Below are 18,297 nucleotides of genomic sequence, written 5' to 3' on the forward strand. Positions count from 1 at the left end.
CTAAACTACCCCGGGCGATGAAGAGATTCATCCCTCCTGACGGGGACTCGCTCCCCCCGAGATGAAGACGCGGTCCCCCCTCGAGCCCTTTTGGAGGTGGGAGCTTGGAGAACCTTGAGGTAATCTATCCGGACCTGTTCCCAATCGAGATTCCGCCCAACACGGTGATGCTGAAGGGACTTAACTGGGACTCTAACGTCTACCTCTTCCGCTCCGGAAAAGAAGCTTTAATCATCGACACGGGCACGGGCGAGAACGCCGAGCGCTACTTCTCACTCTGGCTCGGTGAGGGCTATCTTGACGGCCTGAAGAAGGTCGTGATATTCAACACACACGAGCACTTCGACCACGTCGGTGGGAACCTCGCGATGAAGGAGCTCTTCGAGAGGCTCGGCGTCGAGGTTCTCTTCGCTTCGCACAGGAAAACCGCCGAAGTCCTTGAGCGCGCCGATGGAAGGATAATCCTCGACTACGCCTACGGGAAGAGGTTTCCGGGGCATAATGTTGACATCAAGCTCGATGACGGCGACTACCTAAGGGTTGGCAGGAGAAAACTACTCCTCCTCCACACACCGGGCCACACCGCTGGGAGCTCCTGCCTCTACCTCGACGGCGAAGTTAAGTTAATATTCACCGGCGACACTATATTCAACGGAACCGTCGGGAGAACGGATTTGCCAACCGGGAACCGGGAGGAGCTGAGGAATAGCATTGAGAAACTGGCGGAGCTTGATGTTGACTTCGGCCTGCCCGGGCACGGCTGGCTCATAAAGGACTGGCGCGGGAACATTAAAGCTGTGAGGAGGTTCCTATGAGGAAGGGTTCGCTGAAGGAAGTTCTGGCGAAGATTAAGCACGACCCGAGGGAGGACGAGCGGGACTACTATATCGTCATAGAGCACAGGGGAGCTTACGGGAACGAGAAGAGAATCCCCGTCGAGATGATTGAGCTGGGTTACGGTTATTTCTTCATCGGAGAGACGCAGATTCCGTATCACAGAATAATCCAGGTGGTCAGAAAAGACGGAAAGGTGGTGTGGGAAAGGCGCTCAAGAGATTAGCTCGAGCTCCGACGTGAGAATCGCCCACTCCTTCTTCTCGAAGGCCTCAGGAACTGCCGTCACTATGAGATAACCGTCGTTAACTATCGCAAGGTCCTTGAGGTAGAGGACAAAGTCGAGGGTCTCTCTAAAGCCGAGCTGGCTCACGAGGTAACTCAGGTTCTGGAGGAAAACTGCACCCCGCTGGCCCTTAGCAGTACTGTCGCGGAAGAATCTGGACAGTTCGTTCCGCATATCAGGTAGGAGTTCCGGCGGGATTGCGCCCTCGACGTCGGTTTTGGTGACCCATATTACCTTTCCGTGCCCCTCTATGAACTCGGAAAACTTGCGCGGGTTTTCGCGGACGAGTGCAAGGAGGGTCTTGGGTTCATCAAGGAAGTCCAGAAGGAAGTATCTCGCCTTCACGTCGTCCGTGAGCAGGTATGCCCCCGAATCAAGCTCCCAGGGAGAAGCGTGCCTCCGCTCGAGGGCCTTCATAAGGTCATAGACCCGTTTTATCTCCTCGTAGTGCCCCTGCTCCATCGCCGCGAGGTCGAGGGCAAGCTTTCGCACTTCATCGTCTCTCGTCACGCTGGCGAGCAGTTCATAGGTCTGTTTTGCAAAAAGTTCACTCTCCATGCAGTACTTAAGGGCCGAGGTATAATCCCCCGCGTCATCAAAATTGGGGTAAAAGGGATACACCTCAACGGGTGGGGCGTCAACTTCAACGGGCTCCTCCCCTGGGAAGAGCCGTTCGAACAGCTCCATTAGTATCTTCTCATGGTTCTTGCTCTCCTCGCTCATCTTCCGGAATAAGACCTTAACACTCTTTCTCTTCGCCTTTTCTGCCAGTTCAGCGTAGTATTTGGCCTCGTCCCTTTCGCTGAAAATCGCATAGCTCAGCAACTCCTTGACTGAAAGATTTTTCAAGCGATTGACGATTTCCTTCATTATCTCACTCGGGTCCCTATTCATTGCCAACGCCCGGGAAGTACTAAGATAGTTACACGAAAAAGCTTTTCTACTCCCAAATGAAGCCCAACCCATGATTGACGCGCACGCTCACTTCGAGTTCTACAAGAGGGAAGCGCCCAAGATAATAGAGGAGTGCAGGGGAGAGCTCAGGGCAGTGGTCGATTCAATCACCGAGTACAGGAAGGCCCACGTCTGGAAGAGCTGGGAGCTACTCAGGCCGTACTTCGGCTTCATCTTCCCGACCCTCGGCTACCACCCCAACGAGGCCAGGAGGGGCAACTGGGAGAAGGTGAGGAAGGTCGAGGACTTCATACGCGAGCACTCGGGGGAGATAGTCGCCATCGGGGAGATAGGCCTCGACTACCACTACGCCGAGAACGAAAGGCAGAGGGAGAACCAGCGCGAAATCTTCAGGCACTTCCTTGAGCTGGCCGTTGAGCTCGACCTTCCGGTGGTTATTCACGCGAGGGAAGCCGAGGGAGAAGCCTACAAGCTGGTTCAGAGGGCAGGCGTCAGGGCTTACTTCCACTCCTACGCCGGGAGCGTTGAGCTTGCAAAAGAGATAGTCGAGAACGGCCACGTCATAGGGATAAACACCGGAATAGTCTTCATTCCGGAGGTTACGGCGGTTGCGGAAGCAATCGATGTGGATTACCTTTTGGCCGAGACGGACAGTCCATACATGAGCCCCTTCAAGGGACAGCGCAATGTCCCGTGCAACGTCCGCGTTGCGGTTGAGTGGATAGCCAAGCTTCAGGGGCTGGAGTTTGAAGATGTCGAGAGGAAAACTGAGAAAAACACAGTCGAGTTCTTTGCTCTGGAGGTGAAAGCATGAAGGTCGAAGAGGCCGAAAGGGTGAGGGAACTCTTGAAGGAGCTCGGTGAAGAGGCCTTAATCGCGAGGCTGGACTCGTTCATCGCTTTAAACGAGGGGCTTGAAACCAAGAAGGGCGAGGACTACATAAGGCTCTCGATTCTGGGCTTCCTTGAGGGACTCCTGATGACGCTGAAGATGAAGTACCCGGAAAACGGGGAGGTTGTAGAGCTTTACGAGGAAATCAGGGCCAAGAGGTCGGAGCTTGATAAACTCTTCAGGAAGCCGGCGATGCAGAACCTTCAGTGAGAACCCTGAGAATAAAACTCCGGAAACAGCTCAACCTCCTGAACGTAGCTCCTCCTCAATTTTAAGGCCGTGTAAGCCCTCTCCAGCTCACGGCCGAGGTAGAAGGCGTGTCTCGGACTTATCCCGAAGCGCTCAAGAATCGTGTCTATTATCGCGTTTGGGTCGTCGCCGACGACAGTTAGAACGACCTCCGTTCCCCGGTGGGCGTTCACCCAGATTCTTCCGCCTTCAACCCAGATGCGGAAGTAAACCGGCTCGAGCTGGACCGGCTTTTCTTCAGCCTCGATTATTTCTTCCGCCGGCTCGAAGCGCCACTCCTTGGCTCTCTTCTCCTTCAGGATGAGCAGGTCGAAGCCCAAATCCTTGGGCATGTCGAAGAGGTTCATGTCTACTGCCCTCCTCAGCTCCCTGACGGAACCCCTGGCTTTTGCGCTCGTCTCCGTCGTGAGGAGAAGGCTTATCGAAAGCTCCTTCGCGATTCCGGCCAGTAGGGCGTTCATCCCCACGCTGTCGGCGTCGCAGAGCTCAACCACGTTGCCGACTCCAGCGAGGAGAACGTCGTCCGGGTTCCTCTCGCGGTAGAGCTGGAAGGCCGTTATCGAGCGCGCCAGGTGGGGAACGTGCTCAAGGATTAAATCCGGGATTAGGGTTTTGTAACCAAGCTCAAGGGCTCTCTCCTTGAGATTCTCGAGAAACTCTATCCTCTCCGCGGGTTTAGCCGGGAAAAAGCCCTTCCTCTGGTTCGTCGGGATTAGAACGACGGGCTTTTCAGTAACGAGTTCCTCAAGGTTGCCCTCGTCGACGCTCAGGAAGAGGTCTGCGTAGTCCAAAGCTTTCTCGATTTCAACCGCATTAAGGGAGTCGAAGCTAATCGGAACGTCGAAGCCCCTCTCTTTGAGCCTCTCGCGGATTTCGGGAATCAGCTCAACGAAATCGAGGTTCGTTTCTCCAGCAACCATCCCGATGTCGATTATATCTGCCCCCTCGCGGAGGTAGTAGAGGGCCTTCTCAACGGTCCCATCTACGCCGAGTTTCGGGGCGTCAACGACCTCGCCAAGAATCCTCGTCGGGAAGTCCCTTCCCGCGGGAAGGTTGCCGATGAGGACGTTCCAGGGCTTCTTAAGGGCGTTCTCGATGTAGTGTCTGTCCTTGGTCTTGTTCCTGATGTCCTCGACTTTCTTCAACCCGTCGAGGGAGAAGAGCTCGTCCGCGGGCTTTTCTTTGCTCAGTCTGAAACCCTTTTCCAATGCCCCCAACACGGCAGGTAAATCCATCGCGTTCCTCGGCCCCTTAAAGGTTGGAATCCCTATTTCATCCTCGATGGGTTGAGCGGAACCCCTGACGAGGCCGGGAATCAGAATTAAATCGTAGTCCTCACTCCTCACACCGGCCCTCCTCAGGTAGTGGACTATCAGTTCGGGAGTTAAGAACGCCGCGACGCTGACCGGCGTAACGAGAACGTCACAGCCTTTCCCGTACTTCCTCACGAGCGGTTCGGCGAGTTTACCGGTGACGAGGAGGATTCTCATGGTTGAAACTTCGGGGTTGGCCTTAAAAGCCCTCGGCCGGTAGGTGGCTCATCACCGCTCAGCCGGGAGTAGCTCGTCATCGGGCAGAGGGGGTAAGAAAGGGAGTATATAAAGCCTTGGAATCCTCCCAGGCTCTCACCAATCGGTCCGCTGGGCTCTCCCCATTGGCCGAAATCACAGGTAGGGAGCAAAGAGCAAATCCTCAATCTCTCCGCCGGCTTTTCGGAAGACCGCCACGCTCCAGCCGACGTTCCCAACCTTCTCCGGCCGGTGGGCGTCGCTGGCGAAGGTCAGCTTAACCCCCCTCCTTATACACTCCCTCACGAACTCCAAATCCGGAACGCGGTAGCGGGAGCTTATCTCGAATGCCTTCCCTGTCTCCTCGGCGAGGGCAATGAGTTCGAGGAGGTCCCCCCATGGGGGGTAGCCAATGTAGGGAAAGCTCGCGCCGAAGTGGCCGATGACGTCGACGTTCTCATCGAGGAGAGCTGTCTTCACGAGCTCGACGTACTGCTCCGGCCGGTCAACCCACTCGTGAACGCTCGCTATCACGAAGTCGAGCTTTTTAGCCATCCAGTCCGGCACGTCAACGCCGTTGGGAGTTATGTTGCCCTCGATTCCCGCTAAAACCGTTATCTCGCTATCCTCGCCCCAGCGCCTTATCTCGCTCAGGTAAGCGTTGAAGTTGCCCCTCAGGAGGTAGTGGCTGTGGTCCGTTATCGCAACGAGCGAGAGACCCTTCCGCTCGGCCTCCGCGATGTTCTCGAAGACCTCTCCGAGGCCGTCAGAGTGGAGCGTGTGGGTGTGCGAATCGTGGAGCATGTTCAGGGCTATTCTGGGGCTTTAAAAAAGCTTGTGGACAAAAAATCCAACGTAAAGCTAAACCTTGAGTTTTGACAACCTTTAAATACGACAAGAAAGAAACCTTAGCCGGTGGTGTCAATGGTCGAGCGCTCAAAGGTTCGCGTCGTCATAGCGAAGCCCGGACTTGACGGTCACGACAGGGGAGCCAAGGTTGTGGCGAGAGCCCTGAAGGAGGCTGGCTATGAAGTCATCTACACGGGAATCAGGCAAACCCCGGAGCAGATAGTCGAGACGGTGATTCAGGAAGATGCCGCCGTCCTGGGGATAAGCATTCTCTCCGGTGCCCACATGGTCCTTATTCCGAAGATTATCAAGCTCCTTGAGGAGAGGGGCATAAAGCCGAACGAGGACATCGTAATCTTCGCCGGCGGAATAATCCCGCCCGACGACGCGGAGGAGCTGAAGAAGATGGGCGTCGCCGAGGTCTTCGGCCCGGGAACGCCCCTGAGAACGGTGATAGAGTTCGTTGACAGGGCCGTCGAGAACCTCAAGAGGTTTAGGGCTTAACTTTATATTCCCCCTCTGGATAATTTCTCCAGTGATGAAAATGACGCTCGAGCCTCTCATTCAGTCGGCACTATCGGGCGATAAAAAGGCCATAGCAAGGTTGATAACCCTCGTTGAAAACGACGAGGAAAAAGCCAGGGAGATAATTCGGAGGATTTATCCCCACACGGGGAAGGCCTACGTCGTTGGTATAACCGGACCCCCTGGCTCGGGAAAGTCAACCCTTCTCGACAAGCTCATCAAGCTTGCCAGGGACGAGGGGCATAGGGTCGGGGTCATAGCGATAGACCCGACGTCGCCATTCACTGGAGGCGCACTGCTCGGCGACAGGCTGAGGATGCAGAGGCACTCGACCGACCCCGGGGTCTTCATCAGGAGCATGGCGACGCGCGGTTCCCTCGGCGGTCTGGCGAAAGCTACTAACGACGCGGTTAAGGTTCTGGACGCTTCAGGCTACGACCTGATATTCGTCGAGACCGTTGGAGTCGGCCAGATTGAGGTTGACATCGTCAAAACTGCGGATACCGTCGTTCTCGTAACCGTTCCGGGCCTCGGCGACGAGGTTCAGGCCATCAAGGCAGGACTCATGGAAGTGGCAGACATCTTCGCCATCAACAAGGCGGACAGGGAAGGAACGGAGATGGTGTACCTCGAGCTCAAGATGGCCCTCGAGTTCGAGAGGGACAAGTGGAGGCAAATCGGCTGGGAGCCTCCGATAGTCGAGACCACAGCTTTCACCCTCAAGGGCGTCAGGCCCCTCTGGGAGGCGATAAAGAGGCACAGGAAGCACATGGAGGAGAGCGGAAGGTTGAGGGAGAGGAGGGCCTTCCGCGCGAGGGAGGAAGTGAAGACCATCATCGCCTCAACGATAGCGAGCAAGGTGGAGGAGAGGCTTGCGAAGGGAGAGGCGAAGGAGCTCATCGAGGAAGTCGTTGAGAGGAAGCTTGACCCATATTCGGCATCTCAAATCGTGATGGAGAAGCTTAAGGAGGACCTCTGGAGGTGATTGCATGTTCAAGAAGATAGACCACGTTGGTATAGCCGTTAAGAACCTTGAGGAGGCCATAAAGGTCTGGGAGGGCCTCGGCCTGAAAGTTGAGGAAATCGAGGAAGTGCCGGACCAGAAGGTTAGAACCGCGATAATCCACATCGGCGAGAGCAGGATTGAGCTCCTTGAGCCGACGGCCGAGGACTCGCCGATAGCGAAGTTCATAGCCAAGCGCGGTGAGGGAATACACCACATCGCCCTCGGCGTTACGAACATCGAAGAGCACCTGAAGGAGCTCAAGGAGAAGGGCTACAGACTCATAGACGAAGAGCCGAGGATTGGAGCCGGCGGGGCCAAGATAGCCTTCGTCCACCCGAAGGCCGTAACCGGTGTGCTTCTCGAACTCTGCGAGCGGAAAGAGTGAAGTTTTACAATTTTTCGAAAGTGCCCAATTGCACCTTTTTTCCTCTCATTTAAAACTTAAAGCTTATTTGAGTTATCAGTAAAATTTATAAGGAGACCGTCATAAGTGCCATTGAATCAACCTAACTGTTCCAATGTGTTCCATTGTTCACAGAGAAGTGATGACATATGCTCCTGAAGGGGAAGATTCGCAGGGGACCGCAGAAGGTTTTGGATTACCGAGTGCTTCCCTCCGTGTTAAAGGCGCTTCCAGACAGGAAAGTTTTGATAACCAGAAAAATGCCGGAGGAGGTTCCAGATTCAAACATAATCCACATCTGGGTCACCCGGGTTAGGCATCCCCAGGCGGTTGACCCCACCAACCTTTACGTCATCGAGCAAAGGGTCTGGGATTCTCTCTCCAAGGGTGCCAAGAACGTAATTCTCGATGCTTTCGAGTACCTTCTACTCGAAAACGGACTTGAGAGAACCCTTCGCTTCGTCGGCAAGCTCCGGGACATGGCGTTGCTTTCGGACTCAAACTTCTACGTTACCGTCAGTGATGGCGTTGATGAACGGGTTCTCGCGATGCTGAAGAGAATCGTTGAGTGAGGTTTATATATCACCCGTTCCTCTTCTCCACTTAGGTGTGAGCTATGCCTTACATTGAGAAGATAGAAATGAAGGGCTTCAAATCCTACGGTAACAAAAAAGTCGTCGTTCCGCTCGCAAGGGGGTTTACCGCCATAGTCGGTGCCAACGGTTCTGGAAAGAGCAACATCGGTGACGCGGTTCTCTTCGTTCTCGGCGGTCTCTCGGCCAAGGCAATGCGAGCCAGCAGGATAAGCGACCTAATCTTCGCAGGCTCGAAGGGCGAACCTCCTGCAAAATACGCAGAGGTCGCCATGTACTTCAACAACCAGGACAGGGGCTTTCCAATTGATGAAGATGAAGTTGTAATAAAGAGGCGTGTCTACAAGGACGGCAGGAGCACCTACTGGCTCAACGGAAAGAGGGCAACGAGGAGCGAGATAATAGACCTCCTGAGCGCGGCGATGATTTCGCCCGAGGGCTACAACATCGTCCTCCAGGGAGACATTACGAAGTTCATCAAGATGTCTCCCACCGAGAGGAGGCTCATCATAGACGACATCTCAGGCATAGCGGAGTACGACGCCAAGAAGGAGAGGGCCCTGAAGGAGCTCAAACAGGCCGAAGAAAACCTCGCACGCGTTGATTTGCTCATAAGGGAAGTTAAGGCCCAGCTTGACAAACTCGAAAAGGAGAGAAACGACGCTCTGAGGTACCTCGACCTGAAGGAACGCGTTGAGAGGGCCAGGGTCACGCTCCTCCTCGGCGAGATAAAGAAGCTTGAACGGCTTATAGAGGACGAGAGCGCGAGAGATAAGGAGATAGAGGCCGAGGTAAATGCCCTCAACGCGAAGCTGAAGGAAATCGCCAAGGAGATAGTCGCAAAGGAGAAAGAGCTCGCCGAAGTCGAAAGGGAACTCGAGGAGAAGAGTGAGGACGGAATCCTCGAGGTCACGAGGCGGATAAGCGAGGTAAAGTCGAAGATTGAGATGGCGAGGAGGAACATCGAGAACGCCAACCGGGAAATCGAGGAGAGCCAGCGGAGGCTGAAGAAGGCCAAGGACGAACTCAAGAGAATCGGCGAGGAAATAGAAAAGAGCAGGAACGCGATAAAGCGCTGGTCCAAGAGGAGAGAGAAGCTCCTGGCTGATATAAAAACCCTCGAGGCGAGCAGGAACGAGCTCGTCGTGAAGCTCGGCGAGATTGACAGGCGCTATTCTTTAGCCAGGGAGGAGTTTGACAAGGTCGTTGAGGAGCTCGAGGAGGCTAAGAAAGGCCTCTACATGAAGGAGAGCGAGATTGAGAAGTTCACAGAGGAAATCGAAAGGGCGAAAGCAAGGATAACGCAGGCCAACCTTAAGAGAAACGCCCTCCGCGAGAGGATTGAAGAAACGAAGAAGGCCCTCGAAGAGAAACGCTCCGAGCTCTCGGAAGTCGAAGGAAAGCTCTCGAAGGCGGAAGCGAGGCTCAGGAAGCTTGAGAAGGAGCTCGAGGATAAGACAAAGAAGCTCAGGAAGCTCGAGCCCGAGCTTGCAAAGGCCAAGGAGGAGCTCATAAAGGCGGAGGCGCAGAGGGAAGTCCGTGGAAACCGCGCCGTGGAGTTCCTAAAAAGGAGCAACATTCCCGGTTTGTACGGCACGCTCGGCGAGCTGATAACCGTTAAGGACGGAAGATACGCGTTAGCCGTCGAGGTGGCCCTCGGAGGGAACTACGATAACGTGGTTGTGGAGGACGACCGCGTTGCTGAAAAGGCCATAAAGCTCCTCAAGGAGAAAAAGCTCGGAAGGCTAACCTTCCTCCCGCTCAACAAGATAAAGCCCCGCTCGATGCGTGAGAGGCCGTCCCTCGGAATCCTCGCCATGGACGTCGTGAGCTACGACCCGCGCTTCAGGAACGCGGTAGCTTACGCCCTCGGAGATACTCTCATCGTTGAGGACATGGACGAGGCGAGGAGCGTCGGCATAGGAAAGGTCAGGATGGTAACCCTTGGCGGTGAGTTGCTCGAGAGGAGCGGTGCAATAACCGGAGGTCACTACAGGCCGAGGGGCAGGCTCGGGGTTAACGTTGACGAGATTAAGGCGAAGGTCGAGAGGCTTGAGCGCGAGAAGGAGGCACTTGAGGCGGAGGTAAACTCGCTGAAGGCCGAGAGGAAAGGCATCGAGAACACACTCTTCGAGCTCCGCATGAGGAAGAGCGAGCTGTCGAAGGACCTTCAGGTTCTCCAGCGCGACCTTGAGAGGCTTTTGGCCGAGGACAAATCGCTCAGGGAGGAAATCGAGGAGAGCGAGAAGCTCATAGAGACCCTCACCGCGAAAATCGAAGAGGCAAAGGGCGAGATGGCGAAGCTCCGCGGAAGGATTGAGAGGCTCGAGCGGAAGAGGGAGAAGCTCAGGAAGGCCCTCGACAACCCCGAGGCGAGGGAGCTGAACGCGCGGATTAGAGAAGTGGAAGGGCAGATTGCGAAGCTCAAAGAGGAGCTCAGCAGGGTCGAGAGCAAGCTCGAAAGCCTTGAGAGTAGGATAAACGAGGAACTCCTCCCGAGGAAGGCAGACCTCGAGGAGGAAATCGATGGCTTAATCAACAGGATAAACGCCCTCCAGGCCAACATAAAGGAGAATGAGGAGGCCATAAAGAAGTTCGAGGCCGAGCTCGAGGAGCTGAAGAAGGCCGAGGAGAACGTAAAGGACGAACTAAAGGAGCTCCGCGAGAGGCGCGAGAGGCTGAAGAAGGAGATAGCCGAGCTGAGGAAGGAGAAGGACGAGCTGAGCTCGAAGCTCCAGGAGCTTCGCATAGAGGCCAATACCCTCAAGATAAAGCTCGCGCAGGCCGAAACAACGCTCAAGGAAAAGAAAGCCGAGCTCAAGCACTTCGACGCGAAGCTGATTAAGTCGATAAAGGAAATCCCGCTGGAGCTTGAGGCCCTGAGGGAAGAGATTGAGCGCATGGAGGAGGAGATACGCGCCCTCGAGCCGGTCAACATGAAGGCCATCGAGGACTTCGAGGTCGTTGAGCGTCGCTACCTCGAGCTCAAGAGCAAGCGCGAGCAGGTTCTGGCCGAGAAGGAGAGTATAGAGGAGTTCATCGAGGAGATAGAAGGCCAGAAGAAGCAGGTGTTCCTCCAGACTCTTGAAGCCATAGCGAAGAACTTCTCGGAGCTCTTCGCCAAGCTCTCTCCGGGAGGAGAGGCCAAGCTAATCCTCGAGAATCCAGAAGACCCGTTCGCGGGTGGTCTTGAGATTGAGGCGAAGCCGGCCGGCAAGGACGTGAAGAGGATTGAGGCAATGAGTGGTGGCGAGAAGGCGATAATAGCGCTCGCCTTCGTCTTCGCGATACAGCGCTACAAGCCAGCTCCATTCTACCTCCTCGACGAGATAGATGCTCACCTCGACGACGCCAACGTCAAGCGCGTCGCTGATTTGATTAAGGAAGCCTCACAGGAGAGCCAGTTCATAGTCATTACCCACCGCGACGTCATGATGGCCAACGCGGACAGGATTATCGGCGTAACGATGAGGAACGGCGTATCAAAGGTCGTCTCGCTCAGCCTCGAGAAGGCCAGGAAAATCCTTGAAGAAATCAGGCGGAGAAGCGACGAGGAGCACAGGGAGATGTTTGGCCGTCTGGAGGGCTGACGATGGAATCGAGAAGAGAAGAGGAAATCACCCCGATTGACATACTGCTCCAGCTCGTCCAGATGGGGCGCGTTGACCCCTGGAACATCGACATCGTTGATTTGACCGAGAAGTACATTCAAAGGCTCAGGGAGATGAAGGAGCTCGACCTCCGCGTTTCGGCGAGGGCAATCTTGGCGGCTTCAATCCTCGTCAGAATGAAGAGCGAGGCTCTGCTCTACGAGGAAGAGGAGAGCGAGGAGGAAGAGAAGGAAGAAAGGATTCGCGTCGAGGTCGAGCCCTTAGCGCCTCCACTCAGGAGGGTGGAACGCTACTACACCTTCGATGACCTCCTTGAGGCGCTGATGGACGCGCTTGAGGAAGCCGAGCGGAGGAAGCCGAGGAAGAGAAAGCGCGAGGAAATTGATGAGGAAGTCTTCGTAGTTGACGACTTCCGCGTTGACATCGAGAAGCACGTCAACAGGCTCTACGAGATAGTCAGAAAGCTCTACGAGGAGACAAAGAAGCCCATAAAGTTCTGGGATTTGGTCTTCGACAACACGCCCAAGGTCATCGCGAGGACCTTCCTCTACTTACTCTTCCTGGCGAACATGGGCAAGGTCGACCTCGTTCAGGAGGAGCCCTTCGGGGAGATACTGGTCGTGCCGATGGTTGATGAGGCCAATTAGGTTTCTCCAATATTTTCCCGCTCCCGCCTTTTCGCCGGCCTCAGAGTTATCGCGAGTAAAGGCTCCTCGCTCCCTATGTAGAGGCTTCGCTTTTCCCTGTTGAGGTAGAAGCAGTAAACGCCGTCAGGAATCTCAGAAAGGAACTTGACCGGGGACGTTTCCCTCGCGAGCTTCTTATCCGGAAAGATGCACCTGTACGTCCCTTTCAGGCCCTCAACGCGCTCTTTAATCTCCTCCAGCGAAAGCCTCTCACAGTCGAGCCTGGCACAGACGAGGCTCTTCCTCCCGTCGGTGAAGATTACAACGCGTTCGTTGACGTCAATTCTCCGCGAGCGGTCGAAGAACGCCCAGAGCTCTGAATAGACCCGCCCAAGCTTCCTTCTCTTTGCCAGCCTCTTCACGAGCCTTTCCTCGGCGTGCCTCGTCAGGAGCATGTTGGCTCATCCCCCGGAGCCTTGAAAAATTCTTCCCTGCACCTACACATGCACATACATATGCAGGTTCGAACCATTGAAAAAGGTATTTAAGTATTGGAACCAAGTTATCAACGATGGCGTTATGAAAAGCAAATTTTACGTAATCATGTTCGTGCTCTTTGCGATAGCTGACGCACTTACAACGTGGTTTGGGGTTAAAATGGGCTTTGAAGAGTCGAATCCCCTTCTTGCGGGCAGGATATCCAGCGGGACGGGATTCTTTGGGAGCTACGGCCTGTATACTGCGGTTGGCGCTGGCGTTATCGCCGTCTCACTCCGGCTGGAGAAGTTCAGCCCCGCGTTCAGGGCCGTGGCAATTGGAATGGTAATCCTCAAGGCGATTCCTGCCGTCAATAACATCCTTCTTCTCGCAGGTATCCCGGTTTCAGGAATCATCAATTCCACCGTGGGAGCGGTGTTGGAGAACCTTTTTATTGGATGATGCGAGCTGTGAAATATGCAGTACCTTCGCAGGGATTTAATCGAGCCCCGCGTTTACCAGGAGGTCATCTACGCCCGCTGTAAGGAGCGGAACTGCCTCGTCGTCCTGCCGACGGGCTTAGGGAAGACGCTCATAGCGATGCTCATAGCGGATTACAGGCTCTCGAAGTACGGGGGGAAGGTCCTCTTTTTGGCCCCGACAAAACCGCTGGCGATGCAACACACGGAGAGCTTTAGAAAACTCTTCAACCTTCCGCCTGAGAAGATTAACGTCCTCACGGGCGAGCTTTCCCCGGAGAAGCGTGCCGAGCTGTGGAGGAAGAGTGTCGTCATTACCGCGACACCCCAGACCGTTGAAAACGACATTCTAACGGGCAGGATTTCGCTGGAAGACGTTGTCCTGCTCGTCGTTGATGAGGCCCACAGGGCGGTTGGCAACTATGCCTATGTCTTCATAGCGAAGGAATATCTCAAAACTGCAAAGCACCCGCTCGTTCTCGGATTAACTGCATCGCCCGGTAGCGACGAGGAGAAGATTCGCGAGATAGTGGAGAACCTCGGGATAGAGCGCATAGAGATTAGAACCGAGAGCTCTCCGGACGTCAAGCCCTACGTCCAGAGGATAGCCTTCGACTGGGTTAAGGTCGAACTGCCGGGAATCTACAAGGACGTTAGGAAAATCCTGCGCGAGATGCTCAAAGACTCATTGAAGCCCCTTGCCGATGCCGGGCTCGTGAGCTCTTCTTCGCCGGACATCTCGAAGAGGGAGGTCCTTCAGGCGGGCTCAAAGATAAACCAGGCGATGGCCAAGGGAGACTACTCCATCGGCTACCTCAAGAAGCATCAGGCGAAGGCTATGAAGCTCCACCACGCGATTGAGCTCCTCGAAACTCAGGGGCTAACTGCCCTCAGGAGCTATCTCAAGAAGCTCCGCGAGGACCGCTCAAAGTCCGGTAGAGAGCTCATGGAAGACCCGCGTATGAGGAAGGTCACCTACCTCCTCGTTCAGGCGAAGGAACTTGGTCTCGACCACCCGAAGATGGAGAAGCTGAAGGAGCTTATCCGGAAACAGCTTCAGAAAAAGCCGGACTCGAAGATAATCGTTTTCACGAACTACCGCGACACGGGCAGGAAGATAGTCGAGGAGCTCAGGGAAATGGGCATCTCGGCGGAGCGCTTCATAGGGCAGGCGAGCAGGGGAAGAGATAGGGGAATGACCCAGAGGGAGCAGAAGGAAGTCCTGGACAGGTTCTCGCGAGGTGAGTTCAACGTTTTGGTGGCAACGAGCGTCGGTGAGGAGGGCCTTGACGTTCCCGAGGTTGATTTGGTCGTCTTCTATGAGCCCGTGCCCTCAGCCATAAGGAGCATACAGCGTCGTGGCAGGACCGGAAGACACAGGCCCGGAAAGGTAGTAATCCTCATGGCCAAGGGGACGCGCGACGAGGCCTACTACTGGAGCTCCCGGAGGAAGGAAAAGGGCATGTTCGAGGCGATAAGGAAAGTCGCGAGGGAGCTTGAATCAAAGCTTGAGAGGGAATCAAAAGGCCGGGAGAGGGTAGAGGTGGGGAAGGGTAGAATAACTTCCCTTGATGCGTTCCTGAAGGTTGGTAAGAGCAAGAAGGCCGGAAGAGAGGAGAAGGCAAAAGAATCGGAGAAAAAGGCCGAATCAAAAGCTCCGCGGGTTCAAGAGGAGAGAAAAGCGGAAAGCCAGAGCGGGGAAATTCCGGTTAAGCCGATATTCGTTAGGAAGCCAAAGGGGATAGTCGTCTACGTTGACTCGCGCGAGCTCAGGAGCGGAGTGCCGAAGATTCTGAAGGAGCTTGGGGCCGAGATTGAGGTTAGAACCCTTGACGTCGCCGATTACGTCGTCAGCGAGGAGGTTGGAATCGAGAGAAAGAGCGCCAACGACTTCATACAGTCAATCATAGATGGTCGCCTTTTTGACCAGGTTGAGAGGCTTAAGAGGGCCTACGAGAAGCCTGTGATAATCATCGAGGGCGAGCTCTACGGCATCAGGAACGTCCACCCCAACGCGATTAGGGGAGCAATAGCCTCTGTAACCGTTGACTGGGGTGTTCCGGTACTCTTCTCCTCAGGGAAGGAGGAAACGGCCCAGTTCATTTACCTCTTAGCTAAACGCGAGCAGGAGGAGCGGAAGAAGGAGGTAAGGCTGAGGAGCGAGAAGAAGGCCTTAACCTTAGCTGAGAGACAGCGCCTAATCGTTGAGGGCCTTCCAAACGTCTCCTCGACCCTTGCCAAGCGCCTGCTCAAACATTTTGGCAACGTCGAGCGGGTCTTTACTGCAACGGAAGAGGAGCTCAAGGAGGTCGAGGGGATAGGGCCAAAGAAGGCGCGCGAGATAAGGAAAGTCATAACTGCTCCCTACGTGGAGGACGAGGGGTGAAGGACGGCCTTCAGAACCGGGAGCCTGTCCTGATACCACGTCAGGTTCTCGATGTTGAAGAACCAGACGTCAGCGTTGATGTCATAGGGGATTCCGGCGTTCCAGAGGGCCGAGGCCATGACCTTTCCAAAATCAACGTCGGCCTGAAGCGGGCACTGAACGCTTTTATCCTTCTTTGAAAACCAGAAGGGCCTCCACGCACCGACCCACGTGGGAATTCCGGTCTCCTTTGACCAGGCAAGAGAAGCGTTTATCGCGCTCTCTATTAAGGTCATGTTGTGGGTGCAGTGCTTAGGACCACCTGCGTAGATGTGCCACTCGGCGAGGATGTAGCCGTCGTTGGTAACGTTGAGGTACGTGAGGTAGAAGGGACTTGAAACCCGCGCAGGGGTCACGAAGACGAGCCGGGGGGAGTCAATTTTTCTGATTTCGGCTATCGTCTGACCGTAGACCTTGTTAAGAACGTCGGGGTATGCTTTAATCGGCCCGCTCGACTCGATGAGTAGGTCGTAGGAGAGGAGGTATGAGGTCCCCTTGAAGTACTCGGCGACGGTCTTCCACCAGAGGACGAAATGCTCCTGGGCTTTCTCGCTCGTCGGGTCGTTCCTCAGCTTCGGTGCCGTGTATGTGATAATTGGGATAAGGCCGGCTTTGAGTGTGTCGTTGACTATCTCGCCGAGCTGAATTAGCGCGGTCATATTGTTCACGACGTCTGCTCCTACCCTTATCCTGACGTTGGAGAAACCGGCTTTCTTGAAGTATTCTGGCACGTTCACACCCTTCGAGCGCCAGTAGAAGTAGTAGCGGTGAACCCGAGGGAAGCTCATCCAGTCAACGTCGATTCCAACGCCGAGGAGCTTCTCGTACTGCCGGGCCGTTATGGGTTCTTTTCCAGGGGATTGGAGGGACGGGTTAGTAGCAGGGGTAATAGTGTGAGTATGAGTCCGGTTCTCGACGACCCGGGCGTGTATGCTCCACAAGAACGCGAGGAGGATAAGAAGTATGAACGCAACGCCGAGCTTCTTCATGGAGGCAGGAATTCCTTTTAGAACGTTAAGCCTTTTGGTTCAACGTTCTCAGCAAGCATGGGAAGCCTGGCCAAAAGTTAAACCTCTAACCAAAATGGTTTGGGTCTAAATCCATGACGCTTTGATGAGACTTTTCACCCAGCCGTTAAGAAAGGCTGGCGAAAGGAACGCCCTTCTTACCAAAGAGCAAGAAGTTAACCGTGCACTAATAGAAAAGCAAGTTCATACAGGGTTTACCACTACGACAAAACCCCTTTGAGATAGTTTCGATTTCAATATCGGCGCCCTTCGGGCGCCTTCTCCAAATGAAACACTTACAGATGGAGTGAATCCAATAGAAACCCACCTTCTAAAACCTGCAATTTTTAGAAAGGCACATTATCTTCCGCCAGCGCTGAAGCTTTTGGAAAAAGCTTCACCAAAAGCTTGTGATTCCTATTTAATGCCTCTTCATCAAGGGATTTTAAATTCTAAACCGGCTCTTAAAGGTTGAATTTTTTAAAATACACCCCCTTTCACGCTGGTTCTACTAAAACCGCGCTCCAAAGGAGCGCAAAAACACTTGAACCCCTTTAAAAGGTGCTTTTAAATGAATTCACTCTCCAAAAAGAGCAACTCAAAAAGAAATCCACTTAAAAACTGTTCCTCAAAAGGGAATCACAAACTTTGATGAAACTTTTCACCAGAAAAGTTTCTGGTGCGGGGGCGGGGATTTGAACCCCGGAACCCCTACGGGACGGGACCCTCAATCCCGCGCCTTTGACCAGGCTCGGCAACCCCCGCGTTGCCAGATATAAGGGCGTTGGGGCCTTTATAAATTTTACGGTTTCTGGAGAGGTAACCTCTCGAACTCCCTCATCAGCATGTTCATCTGCCGGCCATCGAGGGTCTTTGGGTCAACTATTACCACCATTCCGGCGTTCCTTGTAAGGAGGTTATCCTTCAGGTTCATGAGAAACTTCATAACCGGCTCAAAGCCGTTGTTTAGGATTAAATACTCGAGTCCATCCACGATTATGAATGTGTTGTCATCAACGTTTGAGAGAACCTTGTGAAGGAGCTGGGCCAAACCAGTGGGCCTCACAGTGTTTTCAGAAGGGACGTTGCTAATCCATATGTAGGGGATGCCGTGTTCCTCATAGGGTTGAGGATGCCTCGTGATTGCAAGAAGCTGACGCCCTTGTAATAGTGGCAATATCACTGATGGGGACACGTTATAAGTTATATACGCCCCAGGTTCCAGAAAAGTTGGCCCCTTTGTCACAACCTTTGGCTTAACTGCGCGAATTTCCCTCTTCATCTGAAAGCCGGTTATTACGATGATTGTCATCCCTATCGCCACAAGAACGTCATCAAGCACCTTCGTCAGCTCGGTCTTATACAACTCGTTGAAGACGTTCTCAAGGTACCCGAGCCAGAATATGAACACGCCCAAAAAAACGCCCCGGAGGGTTCGTTTATCAACGTACCCAGCAAGAACGTCACGAAGTGAATACGCCACCACAAACGCAGAAGTTAGGGTGGCGAACGCAATTATCTCCGCAAGAAGCTTTATCGTCTGAAACTCTCCGGCCAACTCCCGCGCCCCCATAGTATTTTGGTTCTCGGGCCTAATAACAGTTGCGAAGGGT

General features: G+C 54.2%; 18 protein-coding genes and 1 tRNA gene. 12 read left to right on the forward strand and 7 right to left on the reverse strand.

Features of this window, described 5'->3' with window-relative positions:
- The first annotated feature begins 167 nt into the window (after positions 1-167).
- Both E3E28_RS00570 and E3E28_RS00575 read left to right on the forward strand, forming a co-directional pair.
- A complete protein-coding gene (locus E3E28_RS00570) occupies positions 168-815 on the forward strand; it encodes an MBL fold metallo-hydrolase (RefSeq protein WP_167915055.1) in 648 nt (215 codons plus the stop codon).
- A complete protein-coding gene (locus tag E3E28_RS00575; RefSeq protein ID WP_167913622.1) occupies positions 812-1,060 on the forward strand; it encodes a DUF504 domain-containing protein in 249 nt (82 codons plus the stop codon). The genes E3E28_RS00570 and E3E28_RS00575 overlap by 4 nt, the downstream gene beginning before the upstream one ends.
- On the opposite strand, the gene E3E28_RS00580 is transcribed toward E3E28_RS00575, so the two are convergent.
- Complete coding sequence (locus E3E28_RS00580; RefSeq protein ID WP_167915056.1) at positions 1,049-2,014, reverse strand: DUF835 domain-containing protein; 966 nt, start codon at positions 2,012-2,014, stop codon at positions 1,049-1,051. The two genes, E3E28_RS00575 and E3E28_RS00580, sit on opposite strands and share 12 nt — an antisense overlap.
- A gap of 70 nt (positions 2,015-2,084) precedes the next feature.
- On the opposite strand from E3E28_RS00580, the gene E3E28_RS00585 reads away from it, so the two are divergent.
- Both E3E28_RS00585 and E3E28_RS00590 read left to right on the forward strand, forming a co-directional pair.
- Positions 2,085-2,849: a YchF/TatD family DNA exonuclease gene (locus E3E28_RS00585; protein ID WP_167913623.1), complete on the forward strand. Its 765-nt coding sequence runs from the start codon at positions 2,085-2,087 to the stop codon at positions 2,847-2,849.
- Positions 2,846-3,136: a DUF3216 domain-containing protein gene (locus E3E28_RS00590; protein WP_167913624.1), complete on the forward strand. Its 291-nt coding sequence runs from the start codon at positions 2,846-2,848 to the stop codon at positions 3,134-3,136. Before E3E28_RS00585 ends, E3E28_RS00590 begins: the two co-directional genes overlap by 4 nt.
- Here E3E28_RS00590 and E3E28_RS00595 read toward each other — a convergent pair.
- Both E3E28_RS00595 and E3E28_RS00600 read right to left on the reverse strand, forming a co-directional pair.
- Positions 3,130-4,665: a dihydropteroate synthase-like protein gene (locus tag E3E28_RS00595; protein ID WP_167913625.1), complete on the reverse strand. Its 1,536-nt coding sequence runs from the start codon at positions 4,663-4,665 to the stop codon at positions 3,130-3,132. The genes E3E28_RS00590 and E3E28_RS00595 overlap by 7 nt on opposite strands.
- 174 nt (positions 4,666-4,839) lie before the next feature.
- Positions 4,840-5,487 carry a PHP domain-containing protein gene (locus E3E28_RS00600; protein WP_167913626.1) on the reverse strand — a complete coding sequence of 216 codons (648 nt, stop codon included), beginning with the start codon at positions 5,485-5,487 and terminating at the stop codon, positions 4,840-4,842.
- Positions 5,488-5,607: 120 nt separating this feature from the next.
- Between E3E28_RS00600 and E3E28_RS00605 the strand changes: the two genes are divergently transcribed.
- From E3E28_RS00605 to E3E28_RS00630, 6 genes are all read left to right on the forward strand, one after another.
- Positions 5,608-6,036, forward strand: coding sequence for a cobalamin B12-binding domain-containing protein (locus E3E28_RS00605; RefSeq protein WP_167915057.1), 429 nt, complete (start codon positions 5,608-5,610; stop codon positions 6,034-6,036).
- A 40-nt stretch (positions 6,037-6,076) separates the two neighbouring features.
- The gene (gene meaB / locus E3E28_RS00610; protein ID WP_167915058.1) at positions 6,077-7,042 is read left to right on the forward strand and encodes a methylmalonyl Co-A mutase-associated GTPase MeaB; all 966 of its coding nucleotides are present in this window, start codon (positions 6,077-6,079) and stop codon (positions 7,040-7,042) included.
- Positions 7,043-7,046: 4 nt separating this feature from the next.
- The gene (gene mce / locus E3E28_RS00615) at positions 7,047-7,448 is read left to right on the forward strand and encodes a methylmalonyl-CoA epimerase (protein ID WP_015859537.1); all 402 of its coding nucleotides are present in this window, start codon (positions 7,047-7,049) and stop codon (positions 7,446-7,448) included.
- 167 nt (positions 7,449-7,615) lie between these two features.
- The gene (locus E3E28_RS00620; RefSeq protein ID WP_167913627.1) at positions 7,616-8,038 is read left to right on the forward strand and encodes a DUF835 domain-containing protein; all 423 of its coding nucleotides are present in this window, start codon (positions 7,616-7,618) and stop codon (positions 8,036-8,038) included.
- A gap of 44 nt (positions 8,039-8,082) precedes the next feature.
- Positions 8,083-11,649 (forward strand): chromosome segregation protein SMC, encoded by a 3,567-nt coding sequence (gene smc / locus E3E28_RS00625; RefSeq protein ID WP_167913628.1) that lies wholly within the window; start codon positions 8,083-8,085, stop codon positions 11,647-11,649.
- 2 nt (positions 11,650-11,651) lie between these two features.
- Entirely contained in the window at positions 11,652-12,317 is a 666-nt protein-coding gene (locus E3E28_RS00630) for a ScpA family protein (RefSeq protein ID WP_167913629.1), read from the forward strand.
- Here the strand turns inward: E3E28_RS00630 and E3E28_RS00635 are convergent.
- The gene (locus E3E28_RS00635; protein WP_167913630.1) at positions 12,314-12,751 is read right to left on the reverse strand and encodes a hypothetical protein; all 438 of its coding nucleotides are present in this window, start codon (positions 12,749-12,751) and stop codon (positions 12,314-12,316) included. The genes E3E28_RS00630 and E3E28_RS00635 overlap by 4 nt on opposite strands.
- Positions 12,752-12,899: 148 nt before the next feature.
- Here E3E28_RS00635 and E3E28_RS00640 point away from each other — a divergent pair, with 148 nt between their 5' ends.
- Complete coding sequence (locus tag E3E28_RS00640; protein ID WP_240921631.1) at positions 12,900-13,235, forward strand: DUF5658 family protein; 336 nt, start codon at positions 12,900-12,902, stop codon at positions 13,233-13,235.
- A 15-nt stretch (positions 13,236-13,250) separates the two neighbouring features.
- Complete coding sequence (locus tag E3E28_RS00645) at positions 13,251-15,638, forward strand: DEAD/DEAH box helicase (protein WP_167913631.1); 2,388 nt, start codon at positions 13,251-13,253, stop codon at positions 15,636-15,638.
- Here E3E28_RS00645 and E3E28_RS00650 read toward each other — a convergent pair.
- From E3E28_RS00650 to E3E28_RS00660, 3 genes are all read right to left on the reverse strand, one after another.
- A complete protein-coding gene (locus E3E28_RS00650) occupies positions 15,617-16,666 on the reverse strand; it encodes a glycoside hydrolase family 5 protein (protein WP_167913632.1) in 1,050 nt (349 codons plus the stop codon). The genes E3E28_RS00645 and E3E28_RS00650 overlap by 22 nt on opposite strands.
- A gap of 695 nt (positions 16,667-17,361) precedes the next feature.
- Positions 17,362-17,449: transfer RNA gene (locus E3E28_RS00655), tRNA-Leu, on the reverse strand.
- Between the two features lie 37 nt (positions 17,450-17,486).
- Entirely contained in the window at positions 17,487-18,257 is a 771-nt protein-coding gene (locus E3E28_RS00660) for a DUF835 domain-containing protein (RefSeq protein WP_167913633.1), read from the reverse strand.
- Positions 18,258-18,297: the final 40 nt, after the last annotated feature.

It is taken from the genome of Thermococcus sp. 21S9, assembly GCF_012027635.1.
Classification (GTDB): domain Archaea; phylum Methanobacteriota_B; class Thermococci; order Thermococcales; family Thermococcaceae; genus Thermococcus.